Source organism: Aeromicrobium sp. WCS2018Hpa-31, from assembly GCF_031843905.1.
Lineage (GTDB): Bacteria > Actinomycetota > Actinomycetes > Propionibacteriales > Nocardioidaceae > Aeromicrobium.
This window is the reverse complement of sequence record NZ_JAVTJF010000001.1, coordinates 222,469-248,791: the sequence shown is the minus strand read 5'-3', so window position 1 is coordinate 248,791 and position 26,323 is coordinate 222,469. Positions and strand designations below refer to the sequence as shown.

The following is a 26,323-nucleotide window of genomic DNA, read 5'->3' as shown; positions in this document are numbered from 1 at the left end:
CCGGGTGGCCGGAGCCGGCGACGTCGTCATGGCGCGATGGCCTGGTAGCCCACGCCGCGCACGGTGCGGATCACCTCGGGCGACTCGGCGTCGTCCTCGATCTTGGACCGCAGCCGGGTCATGTGGACGTTCACGAGCTTGGTGTCGCCCGGGTGGTGGTACCCCCACACGCGCTCGAGGAGCACCTCGCGGGTGAACACCTGCTCGGGGTTGCCCAGCAGGCACGCCAGCAGGTCGAACTCCAGCGGTGTCAGGTCGAGCGAACGACCCTTGCGGCTCACGGTGTGGGCCGCCGGGTCGAGCACGATGTCGCCGAACTCGAGCACCTCGCCCACCGCATCGGTGCGACGCAGGCGTGCCCGCACCCGCGCCACCAGCTCGGTGTTCTTGAACGGCTTGGTGATGTAGTCGTCCGCCCCGGCCTCGAGACCGCGCACCACGTCGGGGGTGTCGGACTTGGCCGTGAGCATGATGATCGGCACGGCCGAGCCGGCGCGGATCTGCCGACACACCTTCATGCCGTCCATGCCGGGCAGCATGAGGTCGAGCAGCACCACGTCGGGCTTGAACGCCCCGAAGGCCGTCATCACCTCGTCACCGGACCGGCAGACGAGGGTCGTGAGGCCCTCGGCCTCGAGCACGATGGTCAGCATCTCGGCGAGCGACGCGTCGTCGTCGACGACGAGCACCCGGTCGCGCTTGCTGCGCCGGTAGCTCATCGACGCTCGACCGCCGTGTGCCGGACCATCGTGCTCGCTCTCACCACCCTCAGTAGCGGTAGAGGTCCGACTTGTACGGCCCCGCCACGTCGACGCCGAGGTACGCGGCCTGCTCCTTCGTGAGCTCGGTGAGCTCGACGCCCAGGGCGTCGAGGTGCAGACGGGCGACCTCCTCGTCGAGGTGCTTGGGCAGCACGTGCACGCCCAGCTCGTACTGGTCGGCCTTCGTGAACAGCTCGACCTGCGCGAGCACCTGGTTGGTGAAGGAGTTGCTCATCACGAACGACGGGTGGCCGGTGGCGTTGCCGAGGTTCAGCAGGCGACCCTCCGAGAGCACGATGATCTTCTTGCCGTCGGGGAAGATCCACTGGTGGACCTGCGGCTTGATCTCGTCCTTGACGATGCCGGGGATCTTGGCCAGGCCCGCCATGTTGATCTCGTTGTCGAAGTGGCCGATGTTGCCGACGATGGCCTGGTTCTTCATCTTCTCGAAGTGCTCGACGGTGATGATGTCGAAGTTGCCCGTCGTGGTGATGAAGATGTCGGCCGTCTCGACGACGGACTCGAGGCGCTTGACCTCGTAGCCGTCCATCGCGGCCTGGAGGGCGCAGATCGGGTCGATCTCGGTGACGATGACGCGCGCACCCTGGCCGCGCAGGGACTCCGCCGAGCCCTTGCCGACGTCGCCGTAGCCGCACACGACGGCGACCTTGCCGCCGATCATCACGTCGGTGGCGCGGTTGATGCCGTCGATGAGCGAGTGGCGGCAGCCGTACTTGTTGTCGAACTTGCTCTTGGTGACCGAGTCGTTGACGTTGATCGCCGGGAAGAGCAGCGTGCCCTCGCGGAAGCGGTCGTAGAGACGCAGCACGCCGGTGGTGGTCTCCTCGGAGACGCCCTTGACCAGCGGAGCGCGGTTCGTCCAGCGCTTGGGGTCGTTCTCCAGCGAGCGGGCGAGGACGCGCAGCACCTCCTTGAACTCCTCGTTGTCGGTGGAATCCTGGGGCGGCACGGCGCCGACCTTCTCGTACTCGACGCCGAGGTGCAGCAGCATCGTGATGTCGCCACCGTCGTCGAGGAGCATGTTGGGTCCACCCACCTCGCCGTCGACGCCCGGGAAGTCGAAGACCTTCTCGGCCTCGTCCCAGTACTCGGCGAGGCTCTCGCCCTTCCAGGCGAAGACCGGGACGCCCTGCGGGTCGTCCGGCGTGCCGTGGGGGCCGACGACGACCGCAGCGGCCGCGTGGTCCTGGGTGGAGAAGATGTTGCAGGTGGCCCAGCGGATGTCGGCACCCAGGTCGGCGAGGGTCTCGATCAGCACGGCGGTCTGGACCGTCATGTGCAGCGAACCGGCGATGCGGGCGCCCGCGAGGGGCTTCTTGTCCCCGAAGCGCTCGCGCATGGCCATCAGGCCCGGCATCTCGTGCTCGGCGAGCTCGATCTCCTTGCGTCCGAACTCGGCGAGCGACAGGTCAGCGACGTTGAAATCCATGTCGCCCAGGATACCCGGCCCGCCCCTGGTCCGTGGGGGGAGTCAGGAGAGAGCGCGCGCTTCCTCGACCAGCATCACCGGGATGTCGTCACGGACGGGGTAGGCGAGGCTGCAGGCCTGGCACACCAGCTCCGACGCGTCGTGGTCGACGAACAGCGACGACCGGCACTGCGGGCAGACCAGGATCTCCAGGAGTGCGGGGTCGAGGATCATGCGTCCACTCTAGAGGGGTCAGGACCGGATCGCGGCGAGCACCTCGTCGCGCACCCGTCCCATGGTGGCCTCGTCGGCACCCTCGACGTTGAGCCGCAGCAGCGGCTCGGTGTTGGAGGCCCGCACGTTGAACCACCAGTCGGCGGCGGTGACCGTCAGGCCGTCGAGCCGGTCCCGCTCGTGGTCGGCGTAGGAGCGGACGAGTCGTTCGATCACGGCGTCTGCGTCGTCGACCCGACTGTTGATCTCGCCCGACGCGCTGTAGCGCGAGTACTCCGCCATGAGGGCGCTGACCGTGGAGTCGGTCTCGGCCAGGGCGGCCAGGACGTGCAGCGCCGCCAGCATCCCGGAGTCGGCGAGGTAGAACTCGCGGAAGTAGAAGTGCCCGGAGTGCTCGCCGCCGAAGACCGCTCCGGTGCGGGCCATCTCCGCCTTGATCAGCGAGTGGCCGACCGGCGTCCGGACGGGCACTCCCCCGCGCTCGGTGACGATCTCGGGGACGGCCCGCGAGCAGATGACGTTGTGCAGGATGGTGGCGCCGGGCTCGAGGAGCAGGTGGCGCGAGGCCACGAGCGCCGTGATGGCGGACGGCGCGACGACGTCGCCGTGCTCGTCGATCACGAAGCAGCGGTCGGCGTCCCCGTCGAACGCCAGGCCGAGGTCGGCCCCGTGCTCACGGACTGCGGCCTGCAGGTCCACCAGGGTGGTGTGGTCGAGCGGGTTGGCCTCGTGGTTCGGGAAGGTGCCGTCGAGCTCGAGGTACAGACCGATCAACTCGAGGTCGAGGCGGCCCAGCACGGCGGGGACCGTGTGCCCGGCCATGCCGTTGCCGGCATCGACCACGACCTTCAGCCGACGGCCCTCGACCGGCGCCAGGCGCAGCAGCGTGTCGGCGTAGGTGGTCAGGAACTCCAGCGACTCGACGGTGCCGACCGGTGCCGGCACCGCGGACTCCTCACGCTCGAGCAGCGGACCGGCTGCCTCGGCCATGGCCGCCAGGCCGGTGGACAGACCGATCGGCCGTGCGCCCGCGCGGCACAGCTTGAGGCCGTTGTCGGCCGCCGGGTTGTGGCTGGCGGTGACCATGACGCCCGGGACGTCGAGCACGCCGGACGCGCAGTAGAGCATGTCGGTGGAGGCGAGCCCGATGTCGACGACGTCGGCCCCGCGCGACCGGATCCCGTCGGCGACCGCTCGGACGACGTCGGGCGAGGAGGCCCGCATGTCGCGGCCGACCACGGCGCGTCCCCGGCCTCCTGAGATCCCCACCTCGTCGGCGAAGGCCTCGCCCAGCGCCCGCGCGATCGCGGTGTCGAGCTGGTCGGGGACCCGACCACGGACGTCGTAGGCCTTGACGACAGGGCGCAGCCGTGCGTGCATTCAGTCCTCGTTCGGTGGGGGGACCAGGGTCAGTCCCGGTGGTCCCGGTGCGGGACGCGGACGTCGGCGGCCCACCTCGCGCACCGCGTCGGCGAGCGCCAGGAGGTCGTCGTGGCTCGGGCGCACCGTGGACGGGTCGGGTGCGAGCCGCAGCACGCTCCAGCCGTTGGGCGCGGACAACCGGGCGGAGTGGGCCTCGCACAGGTCGTAGGTGTGCGGCTCGGCCGCCGTGGCCAGCGGGCCGAGCACCGCGGTCTGGTCGGCATAGACATAGGTCAGCGTCGCCACAGCCGGCTGGGAGCACGCGGACCGCGTGCAGCGTCGAACAGCACCCACTCGCCGAGCGTAGCCGTGTGATCGGCCTCCGGGCCGTTAGGCTCACGGTGTGGCGGGACGTCTGCAGCACCTCGGCGGGGCGGTGAGCGGACCCCGGCCCGGTCGGATGCGGGCCCGCCGACGCGCTGCGCGCGGGCCACTCGCCCTGCCCGGCCCGTTGTCACCGTCGAGCGTCCCGGCCCACCGGACGCCCCGCGAGGAGTTCGACCACCTGGTCGCCGGCGTGCTCGCGCCGCTCGAGAAGCACTTCGACGCCGAGCCCGACGAGGTCGAGGTCGTCGTCGAGGACGTGCCCCTGCTCCCGGCCGACTGGACCGACGAGGTGCCGCTGAGCAACGTGTCGCGACGCGGCGACGTGGCCCTCGTGGTGCTCTACCGCCGACCGCTCACCGACCGCTGCACGAGCCGGATCGAGCTCGAGGACCGGGTGTGGGACGTCGTCCTGCACCGTCTCGCCGAGGTCTGGCAGGTCTCCCCCGACGACCTCGACCCTCGCTGAGCCACGATCGGCACGGCCGGGTCGTGGGCCGGGCTCAGGGCGCCGGTCGGACCCGTGGTGCGAGGACGTCCGTCGGGGCAGCGATCAGCGCCAGGCTCGCTCGCCGGTCGCCGTCGCTGAACTGCGCCGCGCCCACCACGCCCCCGGTCGAGCGGACCACGAGTGACGTCGCGCCGTCGAGGTCGAGCTCGTCGTCGGGGTCCACCCCGATCGTGGTGCCCGCGGGGACCGCGACCTCGGCCCGCGACACCACCTCGAGGTCGGCGTCACGGGCCTCGAGGACGACCCGTCGGTCCACGTCGGCGCCGGGGGCGCTGAGCACGAGCTCGGGCACACCGAGGCCTCCCTTGACCGGCACGACCGCCGGGCCGGTCCACGGTCCTACGGCCTCCGTCGTCGCCGTGTCGTCGCCGGTCGGGGACACCGAGGCCGTCGCGACGACCGGGGTGTCGGCGACCAGGCGGAGGGCGACGCGCCCTGACCCGGCGCTGCGCGGGACGTCGACCGACACGACCCGCCCGGCCCCGACCTTCACCTCGCCGAGGCCCTCGGGGACGAACGCACCGTCCGATCCCAGCACCTCGACCGCGACGCGGGCCGTCGACCCCGACGGGTTGAGCACGTGGAGCGTGCGGCCGCGCTCCCCGGCCGGGAGCCCGGCCAGCACGAGGCGGCGCGCGGGCTCGGGTGTCGGGCTCACGAGCTCCGAGCCCTGCGAGGCGCCCGTGGACGTGTCGAGCACGGAGACCGCGACGGCACCTCGACGGCGGGCGACGTGCACCCCGAGGTCGGGCTCGCCCGCCGCGAGGTCGGCCAGGGGCACCGTGCGGGTGTCGCCCGGCTCGACGACCAGACCGTCTCCGCCCACCGCGTCGACGGGGCCGTCCGCCGACCACAGGGACACGTCGACGACGGCCGGGGTGTCGGCGAGGTTCGTCAGCACGAGGTCGCTCAGGTGGCGCTGGCCCGAGCCGAGCCCGGCGTACCAGGCGTCGTCGACGACACCCGGGCACCGGCCGACGACGAGACCCTCGCCCTGGTCCTCGTCGAGGGTCCCGGAGACGAAGCCGACCGCGCCGGACCCCGTGCCGCGCTGCGTGACGACGAGCGCGTCGGCGTCGTCGCCCAGCGCGTCGTCGAGCTCCGAGCGGACCCAGGTCCGCGGGTCGGCGGCACCGTCGACGGCGGCGCCACCGGGCAGCGCTCGTGCCGACGTCGAGGATCCGGCGTCTACCTGGCCCGTCGCGAGGTCGGGCGCCCCGGTGCAGGCGTAGGTGGTCTCGCGCGCGGGCACCGGGCGCGGCGCCTCGGTGGACCCGGGCGCGGCGGGCGCGAGCCCGGCCACGACGACCAGGCCCGCCGCGATCACCGGCAGCACGGCGAGGGCGAGCCCGCGACCTCCGCCGGGTGCGGGTCGAGATCGCGATCCACCGCGCACGCGCGTTCCTCCACTCATGCCCGGACCTCCACTCATGCCCGGACCTCCTCGGTGTCGTCCTCGAGGGTGCTCTCGCGGCGCCGGACCGGCGCGGTGAGCACGATGGCGAGGAGCCACAGCACCAGCTGAGCCCCGGCGACCCACGGCCGCCACGGCACCCCGTCGACGGCGGGCGGGTCGGCCGGCTCGACCATCGTCCAGACGCGCGACGTCGGCGCGTCGCTGCCCGAGGGCTCCAGCAGGGGCGCGGCGTCGAGGGCTCGGGCCACGTCGGCGTCCACGTCGGGGGCGTACACCGCGTCGATGCCCAGGGCGCCCAGCCGCCGGATCCCGTCGGCACCCGGCGCCGACAGCACCGACTCCACCGCGGCCGTGAGGTCCGCCGTGGAACGCTCGGACGGCCGCAGGCCCTCCTCGCCGATCACGGGCCCCTCGCCGCGGACGACCGAGACCTGGACCCCCTCGGCGGTCGAGCCGGAGACGACCAGCGTGTCACCGGGACGCTCCGTGAGGAAGGCCGGGACGCTGTCGGGACGAGCCCGGTCGATGGGGTCGGCGACACCGCGGGCCACCCACCAGGCCCCCGTGCCGACGGGCAGGACCAGCGCGACGAGCAGCACCGCGACTCCTGCGCTCCGGCCCCGGTCGGCCAGCAGGGTCGGCACGCCGATCAGCGCAGCCGTGCCGAGCGCCAGGACCACGGCCCCGACCGGGACACCGACCCACGGCTGCACCGCGACCGGGCTCCCCGGGACGGCACCGTCCACGACGACGCCGACGACCGCGACCGCCAGGGCCAGCAGTCCCAGCACCCAGCACACTCCGGCGACCGAGCGCGTGGCCCGCGGCAGGAGCGCCAGGACCGCCAGGACGACGAGCCCCGCCCCGAGCCAGAGGGGCGCCTGCTCCGGCGAGCCCGCCCGGCCGACGACGAGCCCGAGCGCGGTCCGCCACCCGGGCCCGGCGCCGGGCAGGAGCTCCCCGCTCTCCCACCACCACAGCATCGGGTGCAGCACACGAGTGAGCAGCCACGGGCCCACCAGGACCACGGCGACCGCCACGCCGATCAGCGCCGGCCGGACGAGCCTGCGGTCGACCAGCAGCAGGACCCCGAGACCGAGGACGGCCAGCAGGAGCACCACGGGGGCGAAGGCCGTGCCCACGGCCACCCAGATCCCCCACCGCAGGGCCGTCCGGCGCGGCGCCTCCCCGTGGTCGGCCAGCTGCAGCGTCGTGGTGACCACGATGGGCAGCACCACGAGCGCGACGACCGTCCCGAGCCGACCCTCGGAGACCGCTCCCGTGGCGACGACCGTCAGTGCGTAGCCGACCGCCCAGACGATCCGCAGCCTGCGGTGGTCGGTGAGGCGCCGACCCAGACGGTGAGCCGTGAGCCCGGCGAGGGGGACGGCCAGCAGCAGGAGCGGTCCGACGACGAGCCCCGGCGCGAACCACACGGGCGTGGAGGCGAGCGCCAGCAGCAGGACCGTCGTGGGCACCGGGTCGGTGCTGCCCAGGCCGACGTCGTGGCTGCGCTCGAACCAGATCCGCCACCACTCCCCCGCCGAGCCGGGGGTGGCACCGAGCGCCCCACCGGTGAGCGAGCTCCCCGCCGGCCCGACGAAGAGCCCCCGGGCGGCCATGAGCGAGAGGAGCACGAGCACCGACACCGTGACGAGCCAGGGCCTCCGCCTCCACAGCGACGGCCCGTCGTCGAGCGGCGCGTCGCCGACGCCCTCATCGGCCGTGGACCGGCGTCCCGTCGTCTCGACGGACTCGGGTCGCACGAGCGCCACGACCGCGTCGCGCGCGGCGTCGTACCCGTGCCGGTAGGGCAGCCAGAACGGCGCGAACAGGTGTCGGACCTCCCGGTCGTCGCGCCGGGCGGTGCCGATCCGGCTCCGCCGGGCGTCGCGCAGCCGCCCGGGGTGTCCGTAGACGGAGACCAGTGCCTGCAGCTCGTCGCCGGCCGCCTCGGGGTCGCGGGCGACGAGGAGACCCAGCGTGCGCAGGAGGGTCCCGGCCAGCAGCCGGAGGTACTGCCACCAGAACCGGCGACCGGACACGTTCGCGAGCTGCACGTGGAGCGCTGCCCGTCGCTGCTCCCAGGGCTCGACGTCGCCCGCCACCCGGCGGCGCGTCCCGCGACGCGAGGCCTCGGCGTGGAAGAGGACGGCCCGCGGGGCGATCCGGGTGCGGTACCCGGCCCGTGCCACGCGCCAGCCGAGGTCGACGTCGTCGAAGTACAGAGGGAGCTCGGCGTCGATCCCGCCCAGCTCGTCCCACACGTCGCGACGCACGAGCATGCCGGCCGTGTTGACCGCGAGCACGTCGCGCGGCCAGTCGTGCTGCCCGGCGTCGGGCTCCCCCGTCTCCAGCCCGGTCTCCCTGGCACCGGTGGACGTGACGGTCAGACCCACCTCGACGAGGCGCCGCAGGGACGGCCACTCCCGGATCTTGGGACCGACCACGGCGATGTCGTCCGCCGTGGTGGCCTCGTCGAGGAGGGCTGCCAGCGTGTCGGGACGCACCGCCGCGTCGTCGTGCAGGAGCCAGATCCAGTCCGTGCGCGGCATGGCCGAGACCGCCCGGTGGACGGCCTCGCCGAAGCCGGTCCCGGCCGGTGCATAGGTGATGCGGTCCGCACCGAACGAGGAGCGGACCAGGTCGGCCCCGTCGTCGGTGGAGCTGACGTCGACGACCCGCCACAGGGTCGGGTCGTGCTCGAGGGCGGCGAAGGAGGCCAGCACCTGCGGGAGCCACCGGGCTCCGTTGTGGGTGACGAGGACCGCCCCCACCGTCGGAGGCGACGATCGCCACGCGGGGACGACAGGTGCCTCGTCGTCGGTGCCGGGCTCGTCCATGCCCGCCAACCTAGCGGGGGGCGAAAGTGCGGCCGGGTGCGCCCGGACGCCGCCTCAGGCGCGCTTCTTGAGCTTGCGCCGCTCCCGCTCGGAGAGCCCGCCCCAGATGCCGAACCGCTCGTCGTGGGCCAAGGCGTACTCGAGGCACTCGCCCCGGACGTCGCAGGTGAGGCAGACCCGCTTGGCCTCCCGGGTCGAGCCGCCCTTCTCGGGGAAGAACGCCTCCGGGTCGGTCTGGGCACAGAGCGCACGCTCCTGCCACATGAGCTCCTCTTCGGGCGACAGTGGCAGACCCAGATCGAATGACATGTCCGTAATTACACGCCTGGCGCTGCCATACGTCAAGCGGAATTGCACGATCCGCGGAACCTCCGGCGTGTCGCGCCGCCTTCCAGGGGCCGCGTCACGCTCACCCGCCCCACCCGCCGGCGCTCGCACCTCGGCGGGAGGATGGACCCATGCCCACCCTCGCCGACCTCCTCCCCGCCGTCCGCGAACCCGGTCGACCGCTGCTCACCTGGGACGACCGCACGACCGGCGAGCGGGTGGAGCTGAGTGCCACGACCACCGCCAACTGGGTCGCGAAGACGGCGTCCCTGCTCGTCGACGAGCTCGACGCCGAGATCGGGACCCGCGTCCGGATCGGCCTGCCGAGCCACTGGCTGCGCTTCGTGTGGCTGCTCTCCTCCTGGACCGTGGGGGCGGTCGTCGTCGACCGCGACGCCGACATCGGGGTCAGCGGCCCCGACCTCGTCGGCGACGAGCCGGTGCGTCTGGCCGCGTCGCTGCGTCCGCTCGGTGGCCCCTTCGTCAGCCCGCCGGAGGGCTTCGTCGACCTCGCCAGCGTCGTCCCGGGGCAACCGGACGCGTTCACGCCCCTGGACGTCCCGGACGCCGGGTCGGCCGCCCTCGACCTGGCCGGCGCGGACCCGCTCGACCACGCCGGGCTCGTCGAGCTCGGGGCTCCCGACCCGCGGCGGGTGCTCGTGGAGCCCGGCGACCTCCGCCGGGACGCGCTGCTCCTGGTGGGCGCCCTGCGCGGCGGCGGATCTCTCGTGGTCGTGGCGGGTGCCGACGCCGAGCAGCTGACGCGAGTCGCGGAGCAGGAACGGGCACACGTCGTCCACTGAGCCATCCTCTACACTTTCGACGGCTGCATCCCCTTCCCCGCCCGCCGCCACGACGACAGAAAGGCCCTCGGACCGCATGAGTCGTCAGAGCGCGAACGTCGTGCAGACCGGGGGCCGTCACGGTCTCAGCAAGGTCGGTGGCCGTCCGCCGCTTCCCCGATACCTGGCCGACGTCTTCCGCCGGCGCGAGTTCATCTACTCGCTGGCCCGCTACCGGCTCGAGGCGGAGAACGGCCGCAACCGTCTCGGCATGGGATGGGTGGTCCTCAAGCCCCTCCTCAACGCCGCCGTGTACGGCCTGGTGTTCGGCTTCCTGCTGCAGACCAGCCGGGGTGTCGAGGACTTCGTCGCCTTCCTGGTCATCGGGGTGCTCATGTTCGAGTACTTCTCGACCTGCTTCACCACGGGCGCGAAGTCGATCACCTCCAACGCAGCACTCGTGCAGAGCCTCAGCTTCCCCCGGATGTCGTTGCCCCTGGCACTGGTGGTGCAGCGCTTCATGCAGTACGTCCCCATGGTCGTGATCATGGCGATCGTCGCCGTGGTGTTCGGGAACGTCCCCGACGCGCAGTGGCTGCTCCTCCTCCCGCTCGTGCTGCTCTTCACGGTGTTCAACACGGGCCTCACGCTCATCACGGCACGCCTCACGGTCCACTTCCGTGACCTGACGCAGCTGCTGCCGTTCATCTCGCGGTTCTTCTTCTACACCTCGGGCATCTTCTACAGCATCGACCAGCGCTTCGACGAGGGCTCGATCTTCCGCGCCGTCGCCGACGCCCAGCCGATCCACGAGTTCCTCTCGCTCGGCCGGGCCGTACTGCTGGACGGACCCGAGTACGCCATGCCCTGGCACTTCTGGGGCTATGCATCCGCCTGGTCGGTCGCCGTGCTGGTGTTCGGCACGGTCTTCTTCTGGGCAGCCGAGGAGCGCTATGGCCGAACAGACTGACGGCAGCGTGCCCGCCGCGAACGTGGGCCAGCCGACCGGATCCCCCGCTCGACGCCCCGTCGTCGAGGTGGTCGACGTGCACGTCGAGTACAAGGTGCTGGCCACCGGCAAGCGGGCCACGGCCGCCGACTCCGGCCGCAAGCTGATGCAGCGCTCGCGCGGCACCCGCACCGTGCACGCCCTCAAGGGGGTCTCGTTCACGGCCTACGAGAACGACAGCATCGGCGTCATCGGCTCCAACGGCTCGGGCAAGTCGACGCTCATGCGCGCGATCGTGGGCCTGACCCCCACCTCCAAGGGCGCGATCTACGCGTCGTCACGGCCGAGCATGCTGGGCGTCGGCGCCGCGCTCATCAAGGACCTCTCGGGCGAGCGGAACGTGATCCTGGGCGGACTGGCGCTCGGTCTGTCCCGCGACGAGATCGAGGCGAAGTACGACGAGATCGTCGAGTTCTCCGGCATCCGCGACTTCATCGACCTGCCGATGCGCACCTACTCCTCCGGCATGACCGCGCGCCTGAAGTTCGCGATCGCCACGGCGCGGGACCACGAGATCCTCATCGTCGACGAGGCGCTCGCCGTCGGCGACAAGGGCTTCCGCGACCGCAGCGAGGCCCGCATCCGCGAGATCCGCGACAACGCCGGCACCGTGTTCCTGGTCAGCCACTCGATGCGCTCGATCCGCGACACCTGCAACCGGGTGATCTGGATCAACAAGGGCGTCCTGATGATGGACGGACCGCCCGACGAGGTCATCCCCGCCTACGAGAAGTCCAAGTAGCCGCGCCCTCCGATCACGGCATGGCCTCGATGGCGGCGACCGCCCGGGCCCCGCTTCCCTGGTCGCCGGCATGGGCGAAGAAGCGGTCCACCGCGGCGTCGGCTGCGGGGTCACGACGCCCGGCGTCCAGCCGCTCCACCACCGCTGCGACGGCGGCGTCGACGTCGCGCACGACGGTGGCGATGCCGATCTCGTCGACCTCGAACGCGTGTGGGCGACCGGCCTGCTCGAACGCGGGGTCGACGTGGGCCGCCACCACCGGCAGGCCGAGGAGGGCCGCGTCGAACAACGTCGAGGAGTAGTCGGTGAGGAAGACGGAGGCGCGGCGCAGCACCGCACCGAACTCCTCACGGTCCTGGTCGACCAGTCGCACGTCCGACCGGGCGTCCACCAGGTCGGCGAGCAGACCCCGCGCCTCGTAGTGCGGCAGGACCTCCAGCACGGCGCCGTGACGCTCGAGCGCAGCGGCCAGCGCGGGGTGCTCGACGACCCCACGGACGAGCTGCGCGTACCCGGACTCCTCGACGCCCTCGACGGGGCCACCGCCGCCCTCACGGTAGGAGGGCACGACCAGGTCGGCCCGCCACGTCGGCGCGAAGAGGACCCGAGGGCCCCCGGCAGCAGGCTCGCGGACGAGCAGGTCGTGGCGAGGCAGCCCGGTGAGCACCGCACGGTCGCCGTACCCGAGCCGTCCGGCGATCCAGTCACGCTCGGCCGCTGCGGACGTGAGCACGAGGTCGTACCCGGCGACCAGCCGTCCGATGACCGGCGCCAGGTCGCGGTAGACGACGCCGTGCTGGAGGAACACCCGGCGGGTGCCGACCCGGGGCCGGACGTGGCGCACGTAGTCGTCACGCCCCCACGCCTCCGGGATGCCGTAGACGTCGGGGTCGAAGGCGTTGACGAGGTGGCTCGCGTGCCACAGCAGCAGCCGGTGCCGCCACGACCCGTGGGCCACCACGCGACCGAGCGGACGCATCCGGTCCCAGCCCGGAGTGCCCCGCTCGACGACGTAGTAGGCCCGCAGGTCGCGCCGGTGCCGGCGCAGGTGCGCGAAGAGCGCCGCGCCGTTGTCCTGCGCGGTGTCACGTCGCTCCCCCACCAGCCAGAGCGGGCGGCGGTGCATCCACCCGGTCAGGGCACGGACGACCCGCCAGCCCCACAGCGGCTCGCGCCGGCGCACCGCACGCAGGTCGGAGCGGCGCCTCAGCCGCGCCGCCGCACGATCCCCGCCGTCGAGCAGCTCGACCACGACCGCGTCGCCGTCGGCGCGCACGTCGAGGGCGACGTCGCCGTGGGACCCGAGGGCGGCGTTCCTGAACAGGGCCCGTGTCGGGCGGAGACGCAGCGCCGAGCCGCCGGCGGACAGCTCGGGGCGGACGACGCCCCGCGGCCACGCGTCGAGGGGCACCTCGGCGACCAGTGCGGACCAGGGGCCGTACCGGACGCGGCGGTCCGGCCGTTCCACCCATCGCGCCCCGACCCGGACGTCGCCGAGCCGCAGCTCTGCGTCCAGGCCTGGCCGCTCGTCGACTCGTGTGTCCGGCACCCGCAGGTGGGCGTGCAGCGTGACCGTGCCCGCGTCGGCGTCCACGTCGATCGCGTCGACGAAGCCCTTCGCGCCCTCCAGGTCGGCGGCACTCAGCACGCGGCGTCCAGGTCCTCGACGTTGTTCGCCGCGGCCTGGCTCGGGTCCTCCGAGGGATCGGTGGAGGGCGTCTGCGTCGGGTCGCTCGGGTCCGGTGTCGCGGACGACTCGGGCTCGGCCGACGTCTCGCCCTTGTTGGCGTCGCCACCGTGCGTCTCGATGATGGCCTGCTTGATCATGTCCTGGATGAGCGGGTAGTCCGGGGTCACCGTGGAGACGACCGGCGGGACGAGCGAGACCGTCCGGATCTTCGTGCTGCGGGCCTTCAGGGCCATGTCGGCGAACTCGCCGAGCGCCTCCGAGGGCATGTTCGTCGACAGGAGCTCCGCGCCCGACTTGGCGATGTCGGTGGCGTTGAGGAGCACCTTCTGCGGACTCATCTGGTCGAGCATCGCGACCATGAGGCACTTCTGGCGTCCCATGCGCGTGTAGTCGTCGGACTGGATCCGGCTGCGGGCGTACCAGAGCGCCTGGTTGCCGTCGAGGTTCTGGCGTCCGGGCTCGATGTACGTCTGCTTGTAGGCGTCCTCCTTGCCGAACATCGCGAGCCGTGTCTTGACGTCCATCTCGACGCCGCCGACCGCGTCGACCAGGGAGCGGAAGCCCTTGAGGTTGATCATCACGTAGTAGTTGATGGAGAGGTCGGTGACGCCCTCGACGGCGTCGATGGTCGCCTCGAGCCCGGGGTCGGCGGCACCGGGGTAGAGGTCGTCCCGGTTCTCGGCCGCCGTGTGCACGGCGTTGAGCAGGCACTCGGAGCCGCAGTTGTAGCCGAACGGGTACAGCTGGTGCATCGGCGACGACTCGCGGAACGGCACGTTCTGCAGGTTGCGCGGCAGCGAGACCAGGACCGTCCTGCCGCTCGAGGCGTCGATGCTGGCCACCGTCATGGAGTCGGGCCGGATGCCGGTGCGGTCCTTGCCGGAGTCCGAGCCGATGAGCAGGATGTTGTAGCGACCGGCCAGCGGCGGGCTGGTGGTCTCGGCCGAGAACACCTCCTTCACGGCGTCACGGCTCGCCGTGCTCACGCGCGAGGCGTAGACCGCCGAGCCGAGCACGCCGACGACCAGGGCGGTGTTGAGCACCACCACGAGGCCGGCCCGCGCGGGCGTGAGGCGCAGCGGACGCGCGAGGCGCCAGGCGTCGATGAAGAGGGCGGCCCAGGCCACCGCGAGCACGCCGACGCCGATGCGGAAGACCTGGAGCACGTCGGGGTCGGTGACCAGCCCGATGATGCCGGCGCGGTCACCTCGGTAGGTCCACACGAGGTAGGCCAGCCCGGCGAGCAGCAGCACGTACACCGTGAGAGCGATGCGACCGACCCAGCGGTTGCCGACGGCCAGCTGCGCCGACCCTGGTGCCACGGCCGACATGAGACACAGGCGGAGGGCGCGACGGAACCGCAACCGGGGTGTCAGGTCGTCGACGTCGGGTCCACGGCTGAGCACCTTCGCGCGACGACGTGTCATGGTTCCTCGGTCTCGGAGTGCTGGCGACGCACCATTATCGCTCACCGCGCCAAGCCCTCTCGTCCACGACCCGTGAGCACCGCGTGATCAGCAGGACGAGTCGAGGTCGTCGCTCTGGTTCGCCTTGGTCGGATCCTTCGCGTCGCCCGCCGACGAGGGCACCGACAGGGACGCGGCGAGGATGCCGTCCTTCGCCTGCTTCTTGCCCTCGGCCTTGTCGATCGCCTTGGAGATGAGCGAGCGCACCTTGTCGTAGTCGGGGTTGCCGGTGAAGATCACCGGAGGCACGAGCGAGACCGACGAGATGGGCTGCGCCTTGGCCTTCAGCGCGAGGTCCATGAACACGTTGAGGTCACGGGCCGGGATGTCGGTGTCGAGCAGCGTCTTGCTCGAGTCGGCGATCTTCTCCACGTTCATGAGGACCTTCTTGGGGCTGAGCTCGCGCAGCATCGCCGTCATGACGCACTTCTGGCGGCCCATGCGCGAGAAGTCGTTGTTGAGCACGCGGCTGCGGGAGTACCAGAGCGCCTGGTCACCCGTGAGCTTCTGGCGTCCGGGCTCGATGTACCCACGGATCGGCGAGCCGATGCCACCGATCGCCGTGCGCTCCTGGACGTCGATGCTGACACCGCCCACGGCGTCGATCAGGTCGGAGAAGCCCGCCATGTTCACGAGGGCGTAGTAGTTGAGGTCGAGCCCGGTGATGGCCTCGACGGCGTCGATCGTCGCCTGGATGCCGGGAGTGCGGTGCCCGACCTTCTTCACGCCCATCTGGGCCGCGTTGTCGTTGGCCCACGTGTTGACCGCGTTGAGGTAGCAGCCGTCGCAGTCGAACGTGGACGGGAACTCCTTCTTCATGAACGAGTCGGAGGGGAACGGCACGTCCTCGAGGTTGCGCGGCAGACCGATGATCACGGTGCGACCCGTCTCGGCGTCGATGCTGGCGACGTTGATCGAGTCCGGTCGCATGCCCGAGCGGTCCTTGCCGGAGTCGGTGCCCATGAGGAGGACGTTGTAGCGACCGTCGGCCGGCTTCGACGTCGTCGAGGCCGCGAACACGGTGTCGAGCACACCGGTCTGGACGCTCACGAGGTGCGCGGCGAAGAACATGGCGCCGGCGGTCACGAAGCACAGCGCTCCGTTGAGGCCGGCGACCCAGAAGCGGTGCCGGCGGGCGAGGCGCAGCGGCTGGCCGAGGCGCCAGGCGTCGACGATGAGGACCATCCAGAAGAGGGCGCCGCCCATGAGGGCGTACCGCACGGGGGTGAGGATCCGCCCGTCGGTGAAGAGCATGAACAGGCCGGACCGTGAGGTCAGGGCGAGCACGAGCATGAGGGCACCGACCGCGAGGCAGCCGAGCCAGATGCGCAGGGCGATGCGGCCGATGCGCTTGTTGCCGGTGACGATCTGGGCCGAGCCGGGCATGACCAGCGTCATGAGGGTCAGCGTGAGGGCGCGGCGCAGCTGGATGCGCTCGGAGGCCGCGTGTGCCGCCGCCGGGCCCGTCGAGGGCGGGTGGGGCGAGGTACGGGTGTTCTCGTGCATGTCGTCCTCAGAGGTCGCTGCCGGGGGAAGAGCAGGGCGAGCAGGTCGCGTCGATCGTCACACAAACTCTCTACCCGAGGTCGAGGGCGCGCCGGGACGAGCAGGTTTCTGCGGGGCGCCACCGCGCAGAAGCACCGCCGACGGGTACCGCTCGGATAGGTTCGGACCCATGCCAGAGCAACGCCCAGAGGACAGCTACGGATGGTTGTACGGCTCGGGCGACGACCGCGACGCCGACCGCGACGCCGATCGCGACCGGACCCGGCAGCAGCCGCAGCAGAGCGTGCGCCGAGACGAGCTGCCGCCTCCGAACCTGCCCCCGCCCGGGTCGAGCCGCCGACCCGCGGCGGAGCCGCCGCGCAGGAAGCGCGGCCGACGCGGGCCCGGGCGCGTCGTGGCTCTCCTGCTGCTGGCCTGGCTCGCCTTCCTGGTCGGCACGCCTCTCTACGCCTACTCGACCGCCTCGAAGATCCCGTTCCAGCCCGAGGCCGAGGGTCCGGGCGACCAGCCCGGCACCACCTTCCTCATCGTCGGCTCGGACAGCCGGGCCGGACTCAGCAAGGAGGAGCAGTCCGAGCTGAGCACGGGCGGGGACGGCGGAGGTCGAGGACGCACCGACACGATCATGCTGCTGCACACCGGCGCCGGTCCGTCGATGCTCATGTCGATCCCGCGTGACTCGATCGTCGACGTGCCTGGCTACGGGTCAACCAAGATCAACGCGGCCTACGCCTACGGAGGCGCTCAGCTGCTGACCCAGACCGTGGAGCAGAACACCGGCATCACGGTCGACGACTACGTGGAGATCGGCTTCGGCGGGCTCGTGAAGGTGGTCGACGCCCTGGGTGGCGTCGAGATCTGCCCGAAGGAGGACATCAAGGACAAGGACTCCGGGCTCGACGTGAAGGCCGGGTGCCAGGAGGCCGACGGTGCGACGGCGCTGGCGTACTCGCGCAACCGCCACAGCTACGCCACGCAGGACATCCAGCGCGTGCAGAGCCAGCGCGAGGTGATCAGCGGCATCGCGAAGAAGGCGGCGTCGCCGTGGACGATCGTGAACCCGGTCCGCTACTGGGGCGTCAACACCGGCGCGGCCAGCGCGGTGCAGATCGGCGAGGGCACGAACCCCTACGACCTGGTCAAGTTCGCCCTGGGTCTGCGCTCGGCCATGGGGTCGGACGGTCTGAGCTGCACCGTCCCCCTGGCCGACTTCTCGGTCCGCTGGGACGCCGAGCGCAGCCAGCAGATGTTCGACCTCGTCAAGGCCGACCGCACCGGGAGCATCGGCGACCTGTGCACGGCCGACGGCCTGCCCAAGGACTGAGCGGCTGAGCCGCCGGCCACCGGGCCGGTCGGCGCGGATCTCAGCGCGGGCAGGTCAGCGCGGTCGGGTCAACGCGGAGCGTTGAACTGCAGGTCCTGGTAGTCCGGGTGGCGCCCGATCCAGGCGAGCACGAACGGGCACGTGACGAGGGCCTTCGCCCCGCGGGCCCGGGTGTCGTCGAGGATGCCCCGGGCCAGGAGGGAGCCGATGCCACGGCCCTCGTTCTCGCGCGGCACCTCGGTGTGGGTGATGACGACCAGCTCGTCGGTGCGCTGGTACTCCACGAAGCCGAGGAGCTCGTCGCCGAGGCGCGCCTCGAACCGGTTCTTGCCGGGCTGGTCCTCGACGGTCAGTTCTGCCATGGGACATCCTCTCGGTCGTGCGCCGCACCAGTGCCGCACGACAGGATCCTGTCACGTCACGGAAGGACCCCAGCCGGTCCGGGTGGTGCGGGTGGGTCGGCGGGGCGGTGGTCGGTTCCCGCTCGCTGCTGCGCTGCCGTGGCTGCGAGGCTGGGTGGTCTCCGAGAGGGCCTCGACCGGAGCAGCGGGTCTCGGCGCGGCCGGGTCTGCGGGGCGCGGCTCAGCGATTCGCTTGCTGCTGCGCTGCCGCGAGTGCGAGTCGGGTCGGTCTCCGAAAGGGCCTCGACCGGAGCGGGGGTCCCGTCCCGACTGGGTCTGCGGGGCGCGGCTGGGCCTTCTCCTGGTGCTGCGTCGTTGTGGCTCCACGTCGGGGCGGTCTCCGAAAGGGCCTCGACCGGAGCGGGGGTCTCGGGTCGGTTGGGTCTGCGGGGCGCGGCCACGATTCTCCATCTGCGCGTGATCCACGCACGATTCGTCCTTCGCGTGGACCGTGCCTCGCGAAGGAAGGATCGTGGCGACGAAAAGGGGCCCCATAGGGGCAGTGATTCTCCCTTCTCGTGGACCGTCCCACCCAAAGGAAGAATCCCCGCCCACCCGGCGCACGAGTCGCCCCCGGCGGACGCAAGATTCTGCCTTCGCGTGCAGAAACCCGAACGATGCTGCGTTCACGACGGAATCCCGTAGCAAACGCAGCATCCTTCGACCCCTCACGCACGAACGCAGAACCTTGCGTCACCCCCAGCCACGCCCCGAGAGCCCAACCGACCCCGGACCCATCCGCCGGTCGAGGCCCTTTCGGAGATCGACCCGCCTCGCAGCCACAGCGACGCAGCCGCAGGTCGAGACCCACCCCGAGCGACCGCAGCCGCAGGTCCAGACCCACCCCGAGCGACGCAGCCGCAAGGCACGATCCAGCCGGAGCAACGCAGCCGCAGGTCGAAGCCCGCCCCGACCAACGCAGCAGCAGGTCGAAGCCCGCCCCGACCAACGCAGCAGCAGGTCGACGCCCACCTCGACCGACGCAGCAGCAGGTCGACGCCCACCTCGACCGACGCAGCCGCAGGCCGAAGCCCACCCCGACCGACGCAGCCGCAGGCGAACGCCCGACCGCGACGCAGCGGCCGAGTGGAACCGCCTCATCAGCGGTCGCTGATCGCGCCCACCGTCCGGTAGGTCCGGTCGTGGTAGACCAAGGGCTCACCCACGGGACCCAGCTGCACGTCACGGACCTCGGCGACCACGACGACGGACTCCCCCACCGGCACCCGCGCGAGGGGCACGCACCGCAGCGACGCGGCCGCCTCGGGAAGCGTGGTGCCGACGTCGTCGGACGCCCAGCCCTGCTCGGGGACGAAGCGCGCGCCGGCCGACCGGCCGTAGGCGTCGGCCAGGTCGGCGAGCCCCGAGGGGAGCAGGTGGACGTCGAGCTCAGCCGCCTCGGCGATCGCGCTGCCGGACGTGCTGGACGTCAGGACCGAGAACGAGAGCGCCGGTGGGTGGGTGGACACCGAGGCCACGCTGGAGGCGGTGAGTCCGACCGGGCCGTCCGGACCCATCGCCGTGATGATCGCGACCCCGCTGGCGTGGCGTCGGAACGCCGCCTTCAAGAGCTCGGCCACACCGGCGGAACCGCGTGTCGAGATCGCGTCGGCCCCGGTCTCCACGTCCGTGCGCGTGCCCATGCCGTCTCCCTTCGTCGTCCACGCGAGCCTAGAACCTCAAGTCCACTCGAGGTCAAGCGCTCCGCTCAGAGGTCCGACTGGATCCCCGCGAGCAGCTGACGAGCCATGACGATCCGCTGGACCTGGTTCGTGCCCTCGTAGATCTGGGTGATCTTGACCAGCAGGAGCCGATGACGCCCCTGACCAGCGAATATACCGGACGGGTGTCACAGGCGCGTCACAGAAGTCGTGCCATCACCTGCCTGCGAGTGCTGCAACCTGCGCCGCGAACTTCGCCGAGAAGCGCCGCCGTACGGCGCGGGTGCGGATCACCACGAAACACGCGACGACGGCACCGATGGTCGTGAGCACTCCGACCTCTTCGCTTGAAACACTCGACTCGTTGCCCTGCGCCGCCCGCGCGAGGGCTGCACCAGCAGCTGCCAAGAAGAGGACTGGGATCACGAGCCGTACGAACTCGAACGCCCCCCGTATCAGCCGAGACACCTTGAGGGTGTGAGCGGACCAGGCTGTGGCGAAGGCCCAGACGCCAAGCACGACCCCACCCCAGCCACCCCCCAACGAGCGCGCGAACGCTTCAACATCCTCGACGCTCCATCCAAGGGCCGCGCCAAGACCGAGGCCCAAGGTGAGGATGACGCTGAGCGTGACGTCCGACCATGGTCGTTGGTCGACGCGCGCCATCTCTCCGGTGGCTACGACGTCAGGTCCGCGGTGCGTCATCGGATCGCTCGAATTGCTGGAGCGCACATGGTGGCGGTCTTCCTTCTGGTCGGAACCGTGTTGCCTGTCAGGCCGCAGATACTACGTCCGGAGGCTCTCTTCATGTCCCTGCCCGCCACCGCAACCTTGTGGGTTCTGTACTGGACTCCATTTACAGCATGGTCGCTCACTGCCACGTACCTCATCGTTCGAGCGCAGCGAGACATGAAAGCGATGGATTGGCCTCGGCCAAAGCGGTACAGAGAGACGGCGCTGCTGTGGTCGGCAGCCCTCGTCAACTGCGTGCTGCTCGCGAAGGGTGCGCACTTCTTCACCACGCACGGACTCTGATCACGAGCGTTGCCCCGTCGCGGCGTCATATCGTTTGACATTGGAGAGCGAGGACGATGATCAAGCCAGCGCCTGCCAGCGCGCCGTAGACGGGCGCGATGGCCCATGAGCGCCACACTTCCCAGTCCGGCCAGTAGTCACGGTTCTTGTTGTCGCTGGATGCGAGCTCGGGCACGAGTGCGAACGGCTTGATCGGTTTGCCCGTGATGACTTTGTCGTAGAGGCGTCTGAAGCCCTTCTCTTGCTTGAGGTAGTTCGCATCCAAGAGTGCGAAGATCGCGACGGCCCCAATGCCGAGAACGGCGAGCCACTCATTCGACTTCAAGACGGCGGCACCGTAGGCGGCGGTCACGATCGGCAGCAGCCACGTCTTGGTCTGCGCTGAGGCCTGAGCCATGCGGGTCACGATGGCCTGGATGAACGCTAGGTGCTGGCGCCGGTCCTCGCCCGTCACCGTCCGCAGGGTCCCGGTGCCGAGGGCCTTGCGGACCGCCTGGATTGACGCTTCTTCCTGCGCGGGTGTCCCCCATGCGGACTTGGGCCAGGCCAGGTCCATGGCGTCGGTGGTGTACCGCGGCAGGACGTGAATGTGGACGTGGTCGACGCTTTGGGTGGCTGCGGTCCCGTTGGACTGGATGATGTTCAGACCGTCGGGTTGGTGCGCTGAGCGGACCGCCTTGGACACGATGAGGACCGTTTCGGCGAGCGCCTGTGCTGCTGTCGTTTCGAGGGACCAGATGTCACCGACATGGCCTTTGGGGATGACGAGCAGGTGGCCGTTGGTTGCGGGGTCCTTGGGTGAGATGACGAAGGTGGTGTCGTCCTCGTATAGAACCGTCGCGGGTTGTCCTTCGAGGATGTCGCAGAAGACGCACGCACGCCCGATGTTCATCGTGAACTGACTGCGCCCCGCCCTGCCCAGGACGGCAGGTCGCGCGTGAGGTTGGCGTAAGTCGCGCGCGAGTCGATCCGACCGCTGCTGTCTCGTGCCGTCGGGTCGAATACGGGAATGGCGGTGTTGGTGAACGGCGTAGCGCCTGCGCGGCTGGTCGAGCCCAGCGAGGACAGCCCGTGGATCTTCACCCCCAGGATCGGGATCCGTTCGTTCCAGGCCTTCTCGATCTCGTAGGTGACCCAATCCCTCGACGCGGTTGAGGTTCCGATGAGAACAATGACGGCTTCCTTGCCGTCCATCTGCTCGTCGATCCAGGCCTCGATGGCTTTGGGTCCCCGCTGTCTAACCGCTTCCCACTTCTGTCCTTCGAGCAGAACCTGTCCCTTCAGTGCACCGATGTTGCGCACCAGTTGGACTCGGTGGACGTCGTTGCTGAAGTCGAAGCTGTAGAAGACTGACTTGGTCATGTTCTCTCCTCTAGGGTCTGTGACCGGCCATCGAACGCACCGAAGACCAGCGCGCTTGACTGTTGGACTTGCTGACGATGTGGACGTGTCCCCCGAGTGCGTGCCGCTCGACGACGGGATAGAGACCGAGGTATTCCTGGCCGTCCCAGATGTCGTTCGGACGTTTAGTCAGCGGCATGACAGCGACACGTCCTGCCTTGCGTCCGTCGAAGTAGCCGAGTTCCCACGGCATCCAGACTGACTTGCTGGACGTCTCGGACGTGGCGAAGATCAGCGCCCGGCACCGATGCATTCGCTGACGAAGGCGTTCAGCTGTCGTCGCGGTGACATGCTGACGCTCCAGCAACGGATCGTCACGCCAGTCGACATACACCGAGACGCCCTGGCTCTCGATGATGCGGATCACGCCATGCAAGACCCTTCGGTCAGCGAAGCTGTGACTCAGGAAGACGTCGTACTCGCGCCCGATATCCGAATGCTTCAGCAGTGACTCCTCCACACTGAAGGACTCGGTACGAGAAAGCCTGACGCTGACGTCGCGAGCATCATCGACGGTGTAGAACACAGAACTCCCCAGGTCGCGACAGCGGCAGGACGTCCCGTTCCTCACCGCTCGAAGGTTCCGATCACCGACCAGGGACAAGTTTTTGCGCACCACCCCCTGCTCCACACGAATTGCCGATGCGGCCAGGGCGAGTCTCATCGGCGTGAAAGAAGCGCGACTCTCGAACTGGCGGCGTCCCACGACGACTTAGCGGATGTTCATTCCTCGAAAATGTTGTGTAGGGGTCTACACCACGTGTCGTTTCCATCATACACTTTTGCGGTGTCCACCGACCCCTCTCTGCGCGCGCATCGATGCCTGATTGCCTCCGCGCACGAAAGGCACCCAACTCGCCAGCGCGGCCTGGTGTGCACCATTGCGTCCCAACGGCAGCACGGCACCGGTGCAGTCATGGACATCGCACCCCACACCGCCGCGTGCCGGCCGTTCCTTGACCCCGAAGCAGTCGCCGCTCTCCTTGGTGTCAGCCGACGTCATCTTGACGTCGTGCGCGCCAAGGACCCCAGCTTTCCGCTGCCTCGCGAGGTCGGCAGTCTGCCGCGGTGGACCTATGAGTCCCTGCAGGCGTGGGTAGCCGGCCCGTCGTCTGAGCAGCTGTTCGATCCCACTCCAGCTGCGACGCCGTCTGAGCCGGTTCGCCAGCCTCGCAAGCGAGGAGCGGGCCGTGTCCACTGATGTCAGCGAGAACGTTTCCGTGAAGCGTGTGGTGCGTCGCGACAAGGATCCGGTCCGAGTGAGCTCGGACGGGCGAGTCAGCTACTACACCGGTGGTGCCGTGGGGGTGGGTGAGCGCAAGCAGAAGCGTTGCGGTTCCCGCGCTGCGGCGGAGGTTGAGGCTGAGCGTCTGCGAGCGAAGTTCGCCAAGATGCATGGTGCGCAGCCCGGGGTGTTCTGCACGTTGGATCAGGCGTTCCAGGCGATGGTGATCGCTCGGCGCCGGGAGGGCGATACCTCGACGATCGACCAGTACCGCTCGAACTGGAATTGCTGGGTGCCGGTGTCGATCGGTTCGACGCTGTGTGCTGATGTTTCCATCCAGCAGTGGGCTGCCATCTTCGATCATGCCGTCGCCAAGGGTGCGTCAGTGTCCACAGTGCGCAACGTGGCACGCACGCTGAACGCATTCATGTCGTGGGCCGATGATCGCGGCTACTTCTTGGAGGCGGAGGCATTCGGCGAACCGCGTCGCCGTCAACGCATCGTGAAGAACGCGAAGAAGGCGTGCCCTCCCCCGAAGACCTCTAGTGATCACATCAGCATGGATCTGTGCCCGACGACGTCGGACGTGCGACGGTTCGCAAGGGCGTTCGAGGAGCAGTATCCGGGGTACGGGTCGCGCCTGGTGATGCTGGCTTTCGGTTCGGGCCTGCGCATCAACGAGTTGTTGGCGTTGCGGCACGACAGCATCGACCTGGAGACCGGCGAGATCGACGTCTTGGTTCAGCTTGATCGGTCGCGGCCGTGGCCAGCGACGAAGTTGCCGAAGAACAAGCGGACGAGGACTGCGGTGATGTGGTCCGCTGTGCGGGATGTTGCTGCCTCGCTCGTCGAGGACAGTCTGGCGTTGCCGGCCGACGATCCGCATCACGGTTGGTTGTTCCCGCGGCATCGTTCGGTGACCGCGTGGGCGACGCAGTGTGGGCGCTTGGCGACGGCCGCTGCAACAGAGTGCGAATGGGAGTGGACGTTTCACTGGTTGCGGCACGCGTACGCGTCGTACTCGTTGGCGCCGACGTCGTCCAACGGTTTCGGCCTTTCGCCCAAGTCGGTCTCGAAGTGGTTGGGTCACAAGCGTCCGTCGATCACGCTCGACATGTATGTGGCACGTCAGGCCGGCGACGTCGAGCACTCGCGACTGCAGACGCAGATCTTGCCGGCTGACTCGGCGGCCTAGCTCTCAACGCTGACCCTGTGGCAGGGCGGGATCTGTCCGTTCATGTCGGCGAGCGCTCGTATCGTGAAGTCCCAGCATCAGTCGACGGAAGGTGGCACTCCGTGTACTCAGCCCCGCAAGGGCCTGACCCGACGCCCGAGCAGGTGCGCGAGCTCGACGACACCTACTTGACGTCGGACCCGTATGGCTACTTCGTCTCTCGTGCGGCGATGCTCCACGGGTGGGCACGACAGGACGCCCCAGACGATGCCATCGGTGACGGCACCTTTGGCGGTCGACCGGACCTCGCGGGCCTCATTTCCGCCATCATGCGAGATACCGATACAGAAGACGTGCCACCGACCCGGGTGGTGTCATCGCAGGTCGCTCTCGATGCTTTCGCGCTGCGGCATCACGTGGCGGAGGCTCTCGTTCGCCTGTTCGTCACGGTCGCACACCGAGACATCGACGGGGCGACTGAGCCCAGGAGCCTGTGGGTGGCCGCGACAGACGATGACCTGCAGTCCATCGGTTCGCTGCTCGACGCGGCCTTCGACGTCAACGACAAGGTCTCCGACGACTTCCTCGCTCGCATGGTCCTGCCCGTCAACTTCGTCGTCGACGAGGAGTCTCATCCCGCGGCGGCCGCGTTCGTGAGAATGTGCGCCGAATGGATCGAGCATGCCGTTCGCCTGCTCGCGCCGGCCGAGTTCAACCTCACGACGGCGCACAACAAGATCAAGCACGGGTTGGTCGTCCGAGCGCGCTCAGACCTCCGGACTTCGCTGTCGCTCATCGAGATGAGCGACAACGGCGACCTACCTCTCTCGACGGTTCGCGGGGACAAATTCGCGGACTTGACGAAGCTGCCGGTCATCGAGGTGCTGGCTCGGCCACGACTGAAGGGGCGTTCACGCAAGGAACGGCAGGGGCTCGAGGTCACCCAGATCGAACTCGACTATCGAGCAATCCTGGCCGAGGTAATCGTGCTCGCTCACGTGTACGCCGCCATCTTTCACCACGCCGCGATTGTGCACTTCGCTGACCATGCCACCCCGAGAGATGTGAGTATCGCGCCGCATCCTGGAATGGTCGGCGAGGTGCCCCCGGTCGGGTTCACTGGACCACCGGTCGGCATCCGGGTCTCGGTCACGACTCCGGACGACGGAGGCGCCGCGCGGCCTTCGATGTTCGCCCTTCCAGACGGAACCTTGGTGCCCTTCACTATCACCGGGCCACGACGCAGGGGCCGCATCGTTGACGACACCCCGGAGCGAGACGACTCAGGCGACGCGCAGACGACGTAGCGGTCGACCGCGAAGCCAGGACGCCGCATGGTGAACCTAGGAGTCGAACGGCCAGGCCTGGGGTGCTGCTCCGAGCAGCATCCCTGATGGGACGCCCTCAGGCCCTCGGTGACGATGGCCGGCACGTCCAGGCCTTGAGTGGTCATCCATCTCTGCAAGCGGTGCAGTGCGTCGAGGGCCAGATCGACGGAGCTGGTCGGTTGTCGGCATCGATAGCTGTGACCCACACGCGTGTGACTGTCACCGGATCGTTGTGGTCACCCTTCTCTGTCCACATCGTCGGGTCCAGCAGGCTGACTTCAACAGAAGGCCGTCCTCGCGGTCTCAGTGAC

At 69.9% G+C, this 26,323-nt stretch carries 25 protein-coding genes; 8 read left to right on the top strand and 17 right to left on the bottom strand.

The window, feature by feature from the left end; all coding sequences use genetic code 11:
• Positions 1-26 precede the first annotated feature (26 nt).
• From mtrA to RQG84_RS01165, 5 genes are read right to left on the bottom strand one after another with little or no spacing between them, the layout of a single operon-like run.
• Positions 27-719, bottom strand: coding sequence for an MtrAB system response regulator MtrA (mtrA, locus tag RQG84_RS01185; RefSeq protein WP_311208492.1), 693 nt, complete (start codon positions 717-719; stop codon positions 27-29).
• 49 nt (positions 720-768) lie between these two features.
• Entirely contained in the window at positions 769-2,211 is a 1,443-nt protein-coding gene (ahcY, locus tag RQG84_RS01180) for an adenosylhomocysteinase (RefSeq protein ID WP_055968883.1), read from the bottom strand.
• 42 nt (positions 2,212-2,253) lie between these two features.
• Complete coding sequence (locus RQG84_RS01175) at positions 2,254-2,424, bottom strand: Trm112 family protein (RefSeq protein WP_082480477.1); 171 nt, start codon at positions 2,422-2,424, stop codon at positions 2,254-2,256.
• Between the two features lie 18 nt (positions 2,425-2,442).
• Positions 2,443-3,804, bottom strand: coding sequence for a phosphomannomutase/phosphoglucomutase (locus RQG84_RS01170; RefSeq protein WP_311208491.1), 1,362 nt, complete (start codon positions 3,802-3,804; stop codon positions 2,443-2,445).
• Positions 3,805-4,140: a DUF3499 domain-containing protein gene (locus tag RQG84_RS01165; RefSeq protein WP_055968889.1), complete on the bottom strand. Its 336-nt coding sequence runs from the start codon at positions 4,138-4,140 to the stop codon at positions 3,805-3,807.
• Between the two features lie 49 nt (positions 4,141-4,189).
• On the opposite strand from RQG84_RS01165, the gene RQG84_RS01160 reads away from it, so the two are divergent.
• A complete protein-coding gene (locus tag RQG84_RS01160; protein WP_311208490.1) occupies positions 4,190-4,639 on the top strand; it encodes a metallopeptidase family protein in 450 nt (149 codons plus the stop codon).
• A 34-nt stretch (positions 4,640-4,673) separates the two neighbouring features.
• Here RQG84_RS01160 and RQG84_RS01155 read toward each other — a convergent pair whose 3' ends face one another.
• Genes RQG84_RS01155 through RQG84_RS01145 form a run of 3 tightly spaced genes read right to left on the bottom strand, consistent with a single transcriptional unit; the run spans position 4,674 to position 9,250 of the window.
• The gene (locus RQG84_RS01155; protein WP_311208489.1) at positions 4,674-6,095 is read right to left on the bottom strand and encodes a DUF5719 family protein; all 1,422 of its coding nucleotides are present in this window, start codon (positions 6,093-6,095) and stop codon (positions 4,674-4,676) included.
• 14 nt (positions 6,096-6,109) lie between these two features.
• Positions 6,110-8,941, bottom strand: coding sequence for a glycosyltransferase family 2 protein (locus tag RQG84_RS01150; RefSeq protein ID WP_311208488.1), 2,832 nt, complete (start codon positions 8,939-8,941; stop codon positions 6,110-6,112).
• A gap of 54 nt (positions 8,942-8,995) precedes the next feature.
• Positions 8,996-9,250 (bottom strand): WhiB family transcriptional regulator, encoded by a 255-nt coding sequence (locus tag RQG84_RS01145; protein WP_055970219.1) that lies wholly within the window; start codon positions 9,248-9,250, stop codon positions 8,996-8,998.
• A gap of 149 nt (positions 9,251-9,399) precedes the next feature.
• Here RQG84_RS01145 and RQG84_RS01140 point away from each other — a divergent pair, with 149 nt between their 5' ends.
• The 3 genes from RQG84_RS01140 (at position 9,400) to RQG84_RS01130 (ending at position 11,801) form a co-directional block, all read left to right on the top strand.
• The gene (locus RQG84_RS01140; RefSeq protein WP_311208487.1) at positions 9,400-10,071 is read left to right on the top strand and encodes a TIGR03089 family protein; all 672 of its coding nucleotides are present in this window, start codon (positions 9,400-9,402) and stop codon (positions 10,069-10,071) included.
• A gap of 76 nt (positions 10,072-10,147) precedes the next feature.
• On the top strand, positions 10,148-11,020 hold the full coding sequence (locus RQG84_RS01135; protein WP_311208486.1) for an ABC transporter permease: 873 nt from the start codon (positions 10,148-10,150) through the stop codon (positions 11,018-11,020).
• A complete protein-coding gene (locus tag RQG84_RS01130) occupies positions 11,004-11,801 on the top strand; it encodes an ATP-binding cassette domain-containing protein (protein ID WP_311208485.1) in 798 nt (265 codons plus the stop codon). Before RQG84_RS01135 ends, RQG84_RS01130 begins: the two co-directional genes overlap by 17 nt.
• Positions 11,802-11,814: 13 nt before the next feature.
• Here the strand turns inward: RQG84_RS01130 and RQG84_RS01125 are convergent, their stop codons facing one another.
• The 3 genes from RQG84_RS01125 to RQG84_RS01115 form a co-directional block, all read right to left on the bottom strand.
• Positions 11,815-13,449: a CDP-glycerol glycerophosphotransferase family protein gene (locus tag RQG84_RS01125; protein ID WP_311208484.1), complete on the bottom strand. Its 1,635-nt coding sequence runs from the start codon at positions 13,447-13,449 to the stop codon at positions 11,815-11,817.
• Complete coding sequence (locus RQG84_RS01120; RefSeq protein WP_311208483.1) at positions 13,443-14,918, bottom strand: LCP family protein; 1,476 nt, start codon at positions 14,916-14,918, stop codon at positions 13,443-13,445. Before RQG84_RS01120 ends, RQG84_RS01125 begins: the two co-directional genes overlap by 7 nt.
• 87 nt (positions 14,919-15,005) lie before the next feature.
• Complete coding sequence (locus RQG84_RS01115) at positions 15,006-16,463, bottom strand: LCP family protein (protein ID WP_311208482.1); 1,458 nt, start codon at positions 16,461-16,463, stop codon at positions 15,006-15,008.
• A 169-nt stretch (positions 16,464-16,632) separates the two neighbouring features.
• On the opposite strand from RQG84_RS01115, the gene RQG84_RS01110 reads away from it, so the two are divergent.
• Complete coding sequence (locus RQG84_RS01110; RefSeq protein ID WP_311208481.1) at positions 16,633-17,787, top strand: LCP family protein; 1,155 nt, start codon at positions 16,633-16,635, stop codon at positions 17,785-17,787.
• Positions 17,788-17,855: 68 nt separating this feature from the next.
• On the opposite strand, the gene RQG84_RS01105 is transcribed toward RQG84_RS01110, so the two are convergent.
• The 3 genes from RQG84_RS01105 to RQG84_RS01095 all read right to left on the bottom strand — a co-directional run bounded on the left by RQG84_RS01105 (position 17,856) and on the right by RQG84_RS01095 (position 20,515).
• Positions 17,856-18,149: a GNAT family N-acetyltransferase gene (locus tag RQG84_RS01105; RefSeq protein WP_055968919.1), complete on the bottom strand. Its 294-nt coding sequence runs from the start codon at positions 18,147-18,149 to the stop codon at positions 17,856-17,858.
• A gap of 1,139 nt (positions 18,150-19,288) precedes the next feature.
• Positions 19,289-19,831 carry a flavin reductase family protein gene (locus RQG84_RS01100; RefSeq protein WP_311208480.1) on the bottom strand — a complete coding sequence of 181 codons (543 nt, stop codon included), beginning with the start codon at positions 19,829-19,831 and terminating at the stop codon, positions 19,289-19,291.
• Positions 19,832-20,065: 234 nt separating this feature from the next.
• A complete protein-coding gene (locus RQG84_RS01095; RefSeq protein ID WP_311208479.1) occupies positions 20,066-20,515 on the bottom strand; it encodes a hypothetical protein in 450 nt (149 codons plus the stop codon).
• Between the two features lie 141 nt (positions 20,516-20,656).
• Between RQG84_RS01095 and RQG84_RS01090 the strand changes: the two genes are divergently transcribed.
• Positions 20,657-20,884, top strand: coding sequence for a hypothetical protein (locus tag RQG84_RS01090; protein ID WP_311208478.1), 228 nt, complete (start codon positions 20,657-20,659; stop codon positions 20,882-20,884).
• Positions 20,885-20,909: 25 nt separating this feature from the next.
• Here RQG84_RS01090 and RQG84_RS01085 read toward each other — a convergent pair whose 3' ends face one another.
• The 3 genes from RQG84_RS01085 to RQG84_RS01075 are packed head-to-tail and all read right to left on the bottom strand — an operon-like array spanning position 20,910 to position 22,811.
• Positions 20,910-21,776 carry an HIT family protein gene (locus RQG84_RS01085; protein ID WP_311208477.1) on the bottom strand — a complete coding sequence of 289 codons (867 nt, stop codon included), beginning with the start codon at positions 21,774-21,776 and terminating at the stop codon, positions 20,910-20,912.
• Positions 21,773-22,246 carry a TIR domain-containing protein gene (locus RQG84_RS01080; protein WP_311208476.1) on the bottom strand — a complete coding sequence of 158 codons (474 nt, stop codon included), beginning with the start codon at positions 22,244-22,246 and terminating at the stop codon, positions 21,773-21,775. The genes RQG84_RS01085 and RQG84_RS01080 overlap by 4 nt, the downstream gene beginning before the upstream one ends.
• A 10-nt stretch (positions 22,247-22,256) precedes the next feature.
• On the bottom strand, positions 22,257-22,811 hold the full coding sequence (locus tag RQG84_RS01075) for a hypothetical protein (protein ID WP_311208475.1): 555 nt from the start codon (positions 22,809-22,811) through the stop codon (positions 22,257-22,259).
• A 664-nt stretch (positions 22,812-23,475) separates the two neighbouring features.
• Here RQG84_RS01075 and RQG84_RS01070 point away from each other — a divergent pair.
• Positions 23,476-24,705 carry a tyrosine-type recombinase/integrase gene (locus tag RQG84_RS01070; protein WP_311208474.1) on the top strand — a complete coding sequence of 410 codons (1,230 nt, stop codon included), beginning with the start codon at positions 23,476-23,478 and terminating at the stop codon, positions 24,703-24,705.
• Between the two features lie 143 nt (positions 24,706-24,848).
• The gene (locus RQG84_RS01065) at positions 24,849-25,991 is read left to right on the top strand and encodes a hypothetical protein (protein ID WP_311208473.1); all 1,143 of its coding nucleotides are present in this window, start codon (positions 24,849-24,851) and stop codon (positions 25,989-25,991) included.
• Positions 25,992-26,323 lie beyond the last annotated feature (332 nt).

Bases quoted from the DNA above. Each gene is read 5' to 3' on its own strand.
- RQG84_RS01120 (WP_311208483.1), bottom strand. From the start codon at position 14,918: ATGACACGTCGTCGCGCGAAGGTGCTCAGCCGTGGACCCGACGTCGAC.
- RQG84_RS01150 (WP_311208488.1), bottom strand. From the start codon at position 8,941: ATGGACGAGCCCGGCACCGACGACGAGGCACCTGTCGTCCCCGCGTGG.
- RQG84_RS01080 (WP_311208476.1), bottom strand. From the start codon at position 22,246: ATGACCAAGTCAGTCTTCTACAGCTTCGACTTCAGCAACGACGTCCAC.
- RQG84_RS01135 (WP_311208486.1), top strand. From the start codon at position 10,148: ATGAGTCGTCAGAGCGCGAACGTCGTGCAGACCGGGGGCCGTCACGGT.
- RQG84_RS01175 (WP_082480477.1), bottom strand. From the start codon at position 2,424: ATGATCCTCGACCCCGCACTCCTGGAGATCCTGGTCTGCCCGCAGTGC.
- RQG84_RS01155 (WP_311208489.1), bottom strand. From the start codon at position 6,095: ATGAGTGGAGGAACGCGCGTGCGCGGTGGATCGCGATCTCGACCCGCA.
- RQG84_RS01130 (WP_311208485.1), top strand. From the start codon at position 11,004: ATGGCCGAACAGACTGACGGCAGCGTGCCCGCCGCGAACGTGGGCCAG.
- RQG84_RS01090 (WP_311208478.1), top strand. From the start codon at position 20,657: ATGTCCCTGCCCGCCACCGCAACCTTGTGGGTTCTGTACTGGACTCCA.
- mtrA (WP_311208492.1), bottom strand. From the start codon at position 719: ATGAGCTACCGGCGCAGCAAGCGCGACCGGGTGCTCGTCGTCGACGAC.
- RQG84_RS01105 (WP_055968919.1), bottom strand. From the start codon at position 18,149: ATGGCAGAACTGACCGTCGAGGACCAGCCCGGCAAGAACCGGTTCGAG.
- RQG84_RS01170 (WP_311208491.1), bottom strand. From the start codon at position 3,804: ATGCACGCACGGCTGCGCCCTGTCGTCAAGGCCTACGACGTCCGTGGT.
- RQG84_RS01100 (WP_311208480.1), bottom strand. From the start codon at position 19,831: ATGGGCACGCGCACGGACGTGGAGACCGGGGCCGACGCGATCTCGACA.
- RQG84_RS01110 (WP_311208481.1), top strand. From the start codon at position 16,633: ATGCCAGAGCAACGCCCAGAGGACAGCTACGGATGGTTGTACGGCTCG.
- RQG84_RS01115 (WP_311208482.1), bottom strand. From the start codon at position 16,463: ATGCACGAGAACACCCGTACCTCGCCCCACCCGCCCTCGACGGGCCCG.
- RQG84_RS01145 (WP_055970219.1), bottom strand. From the start codon at position 9,250: ATGTCATTCGATCTGGGTCTGCCACTGTCGCCCGAAGAGGAGCTCATG.
- RQG84_RS01085 (WP_311208477.1), bottom strand. From the start codon at position 21,776: ATGAACATCGGGCGTGCGTGCGTCTTCTGCGACATCCTCGAAGGACAA.
- RQG84_RS01140 (WP_311208487.1), top strand. From the start codon at position 9,400: ATGCCCACCCTCGCCGACCTCCTCCCCGCCGTCCGCGAACCCGGTCGA.
- ahcY (WP_055968883.1), bottom strand. From the start codon at position 2,211: ATGGATTTCAACGTCGCTGACCTGTCGCTCGCCGAGTTCGGACGCAAG.
- RQG84_RS01095 (WP_311208479.1), bottom strand. From the start codon at position 20,515: ATGGCGCGCGTCGACCAACGACCATGGTCGGACGTCACGCTCAGCGTC.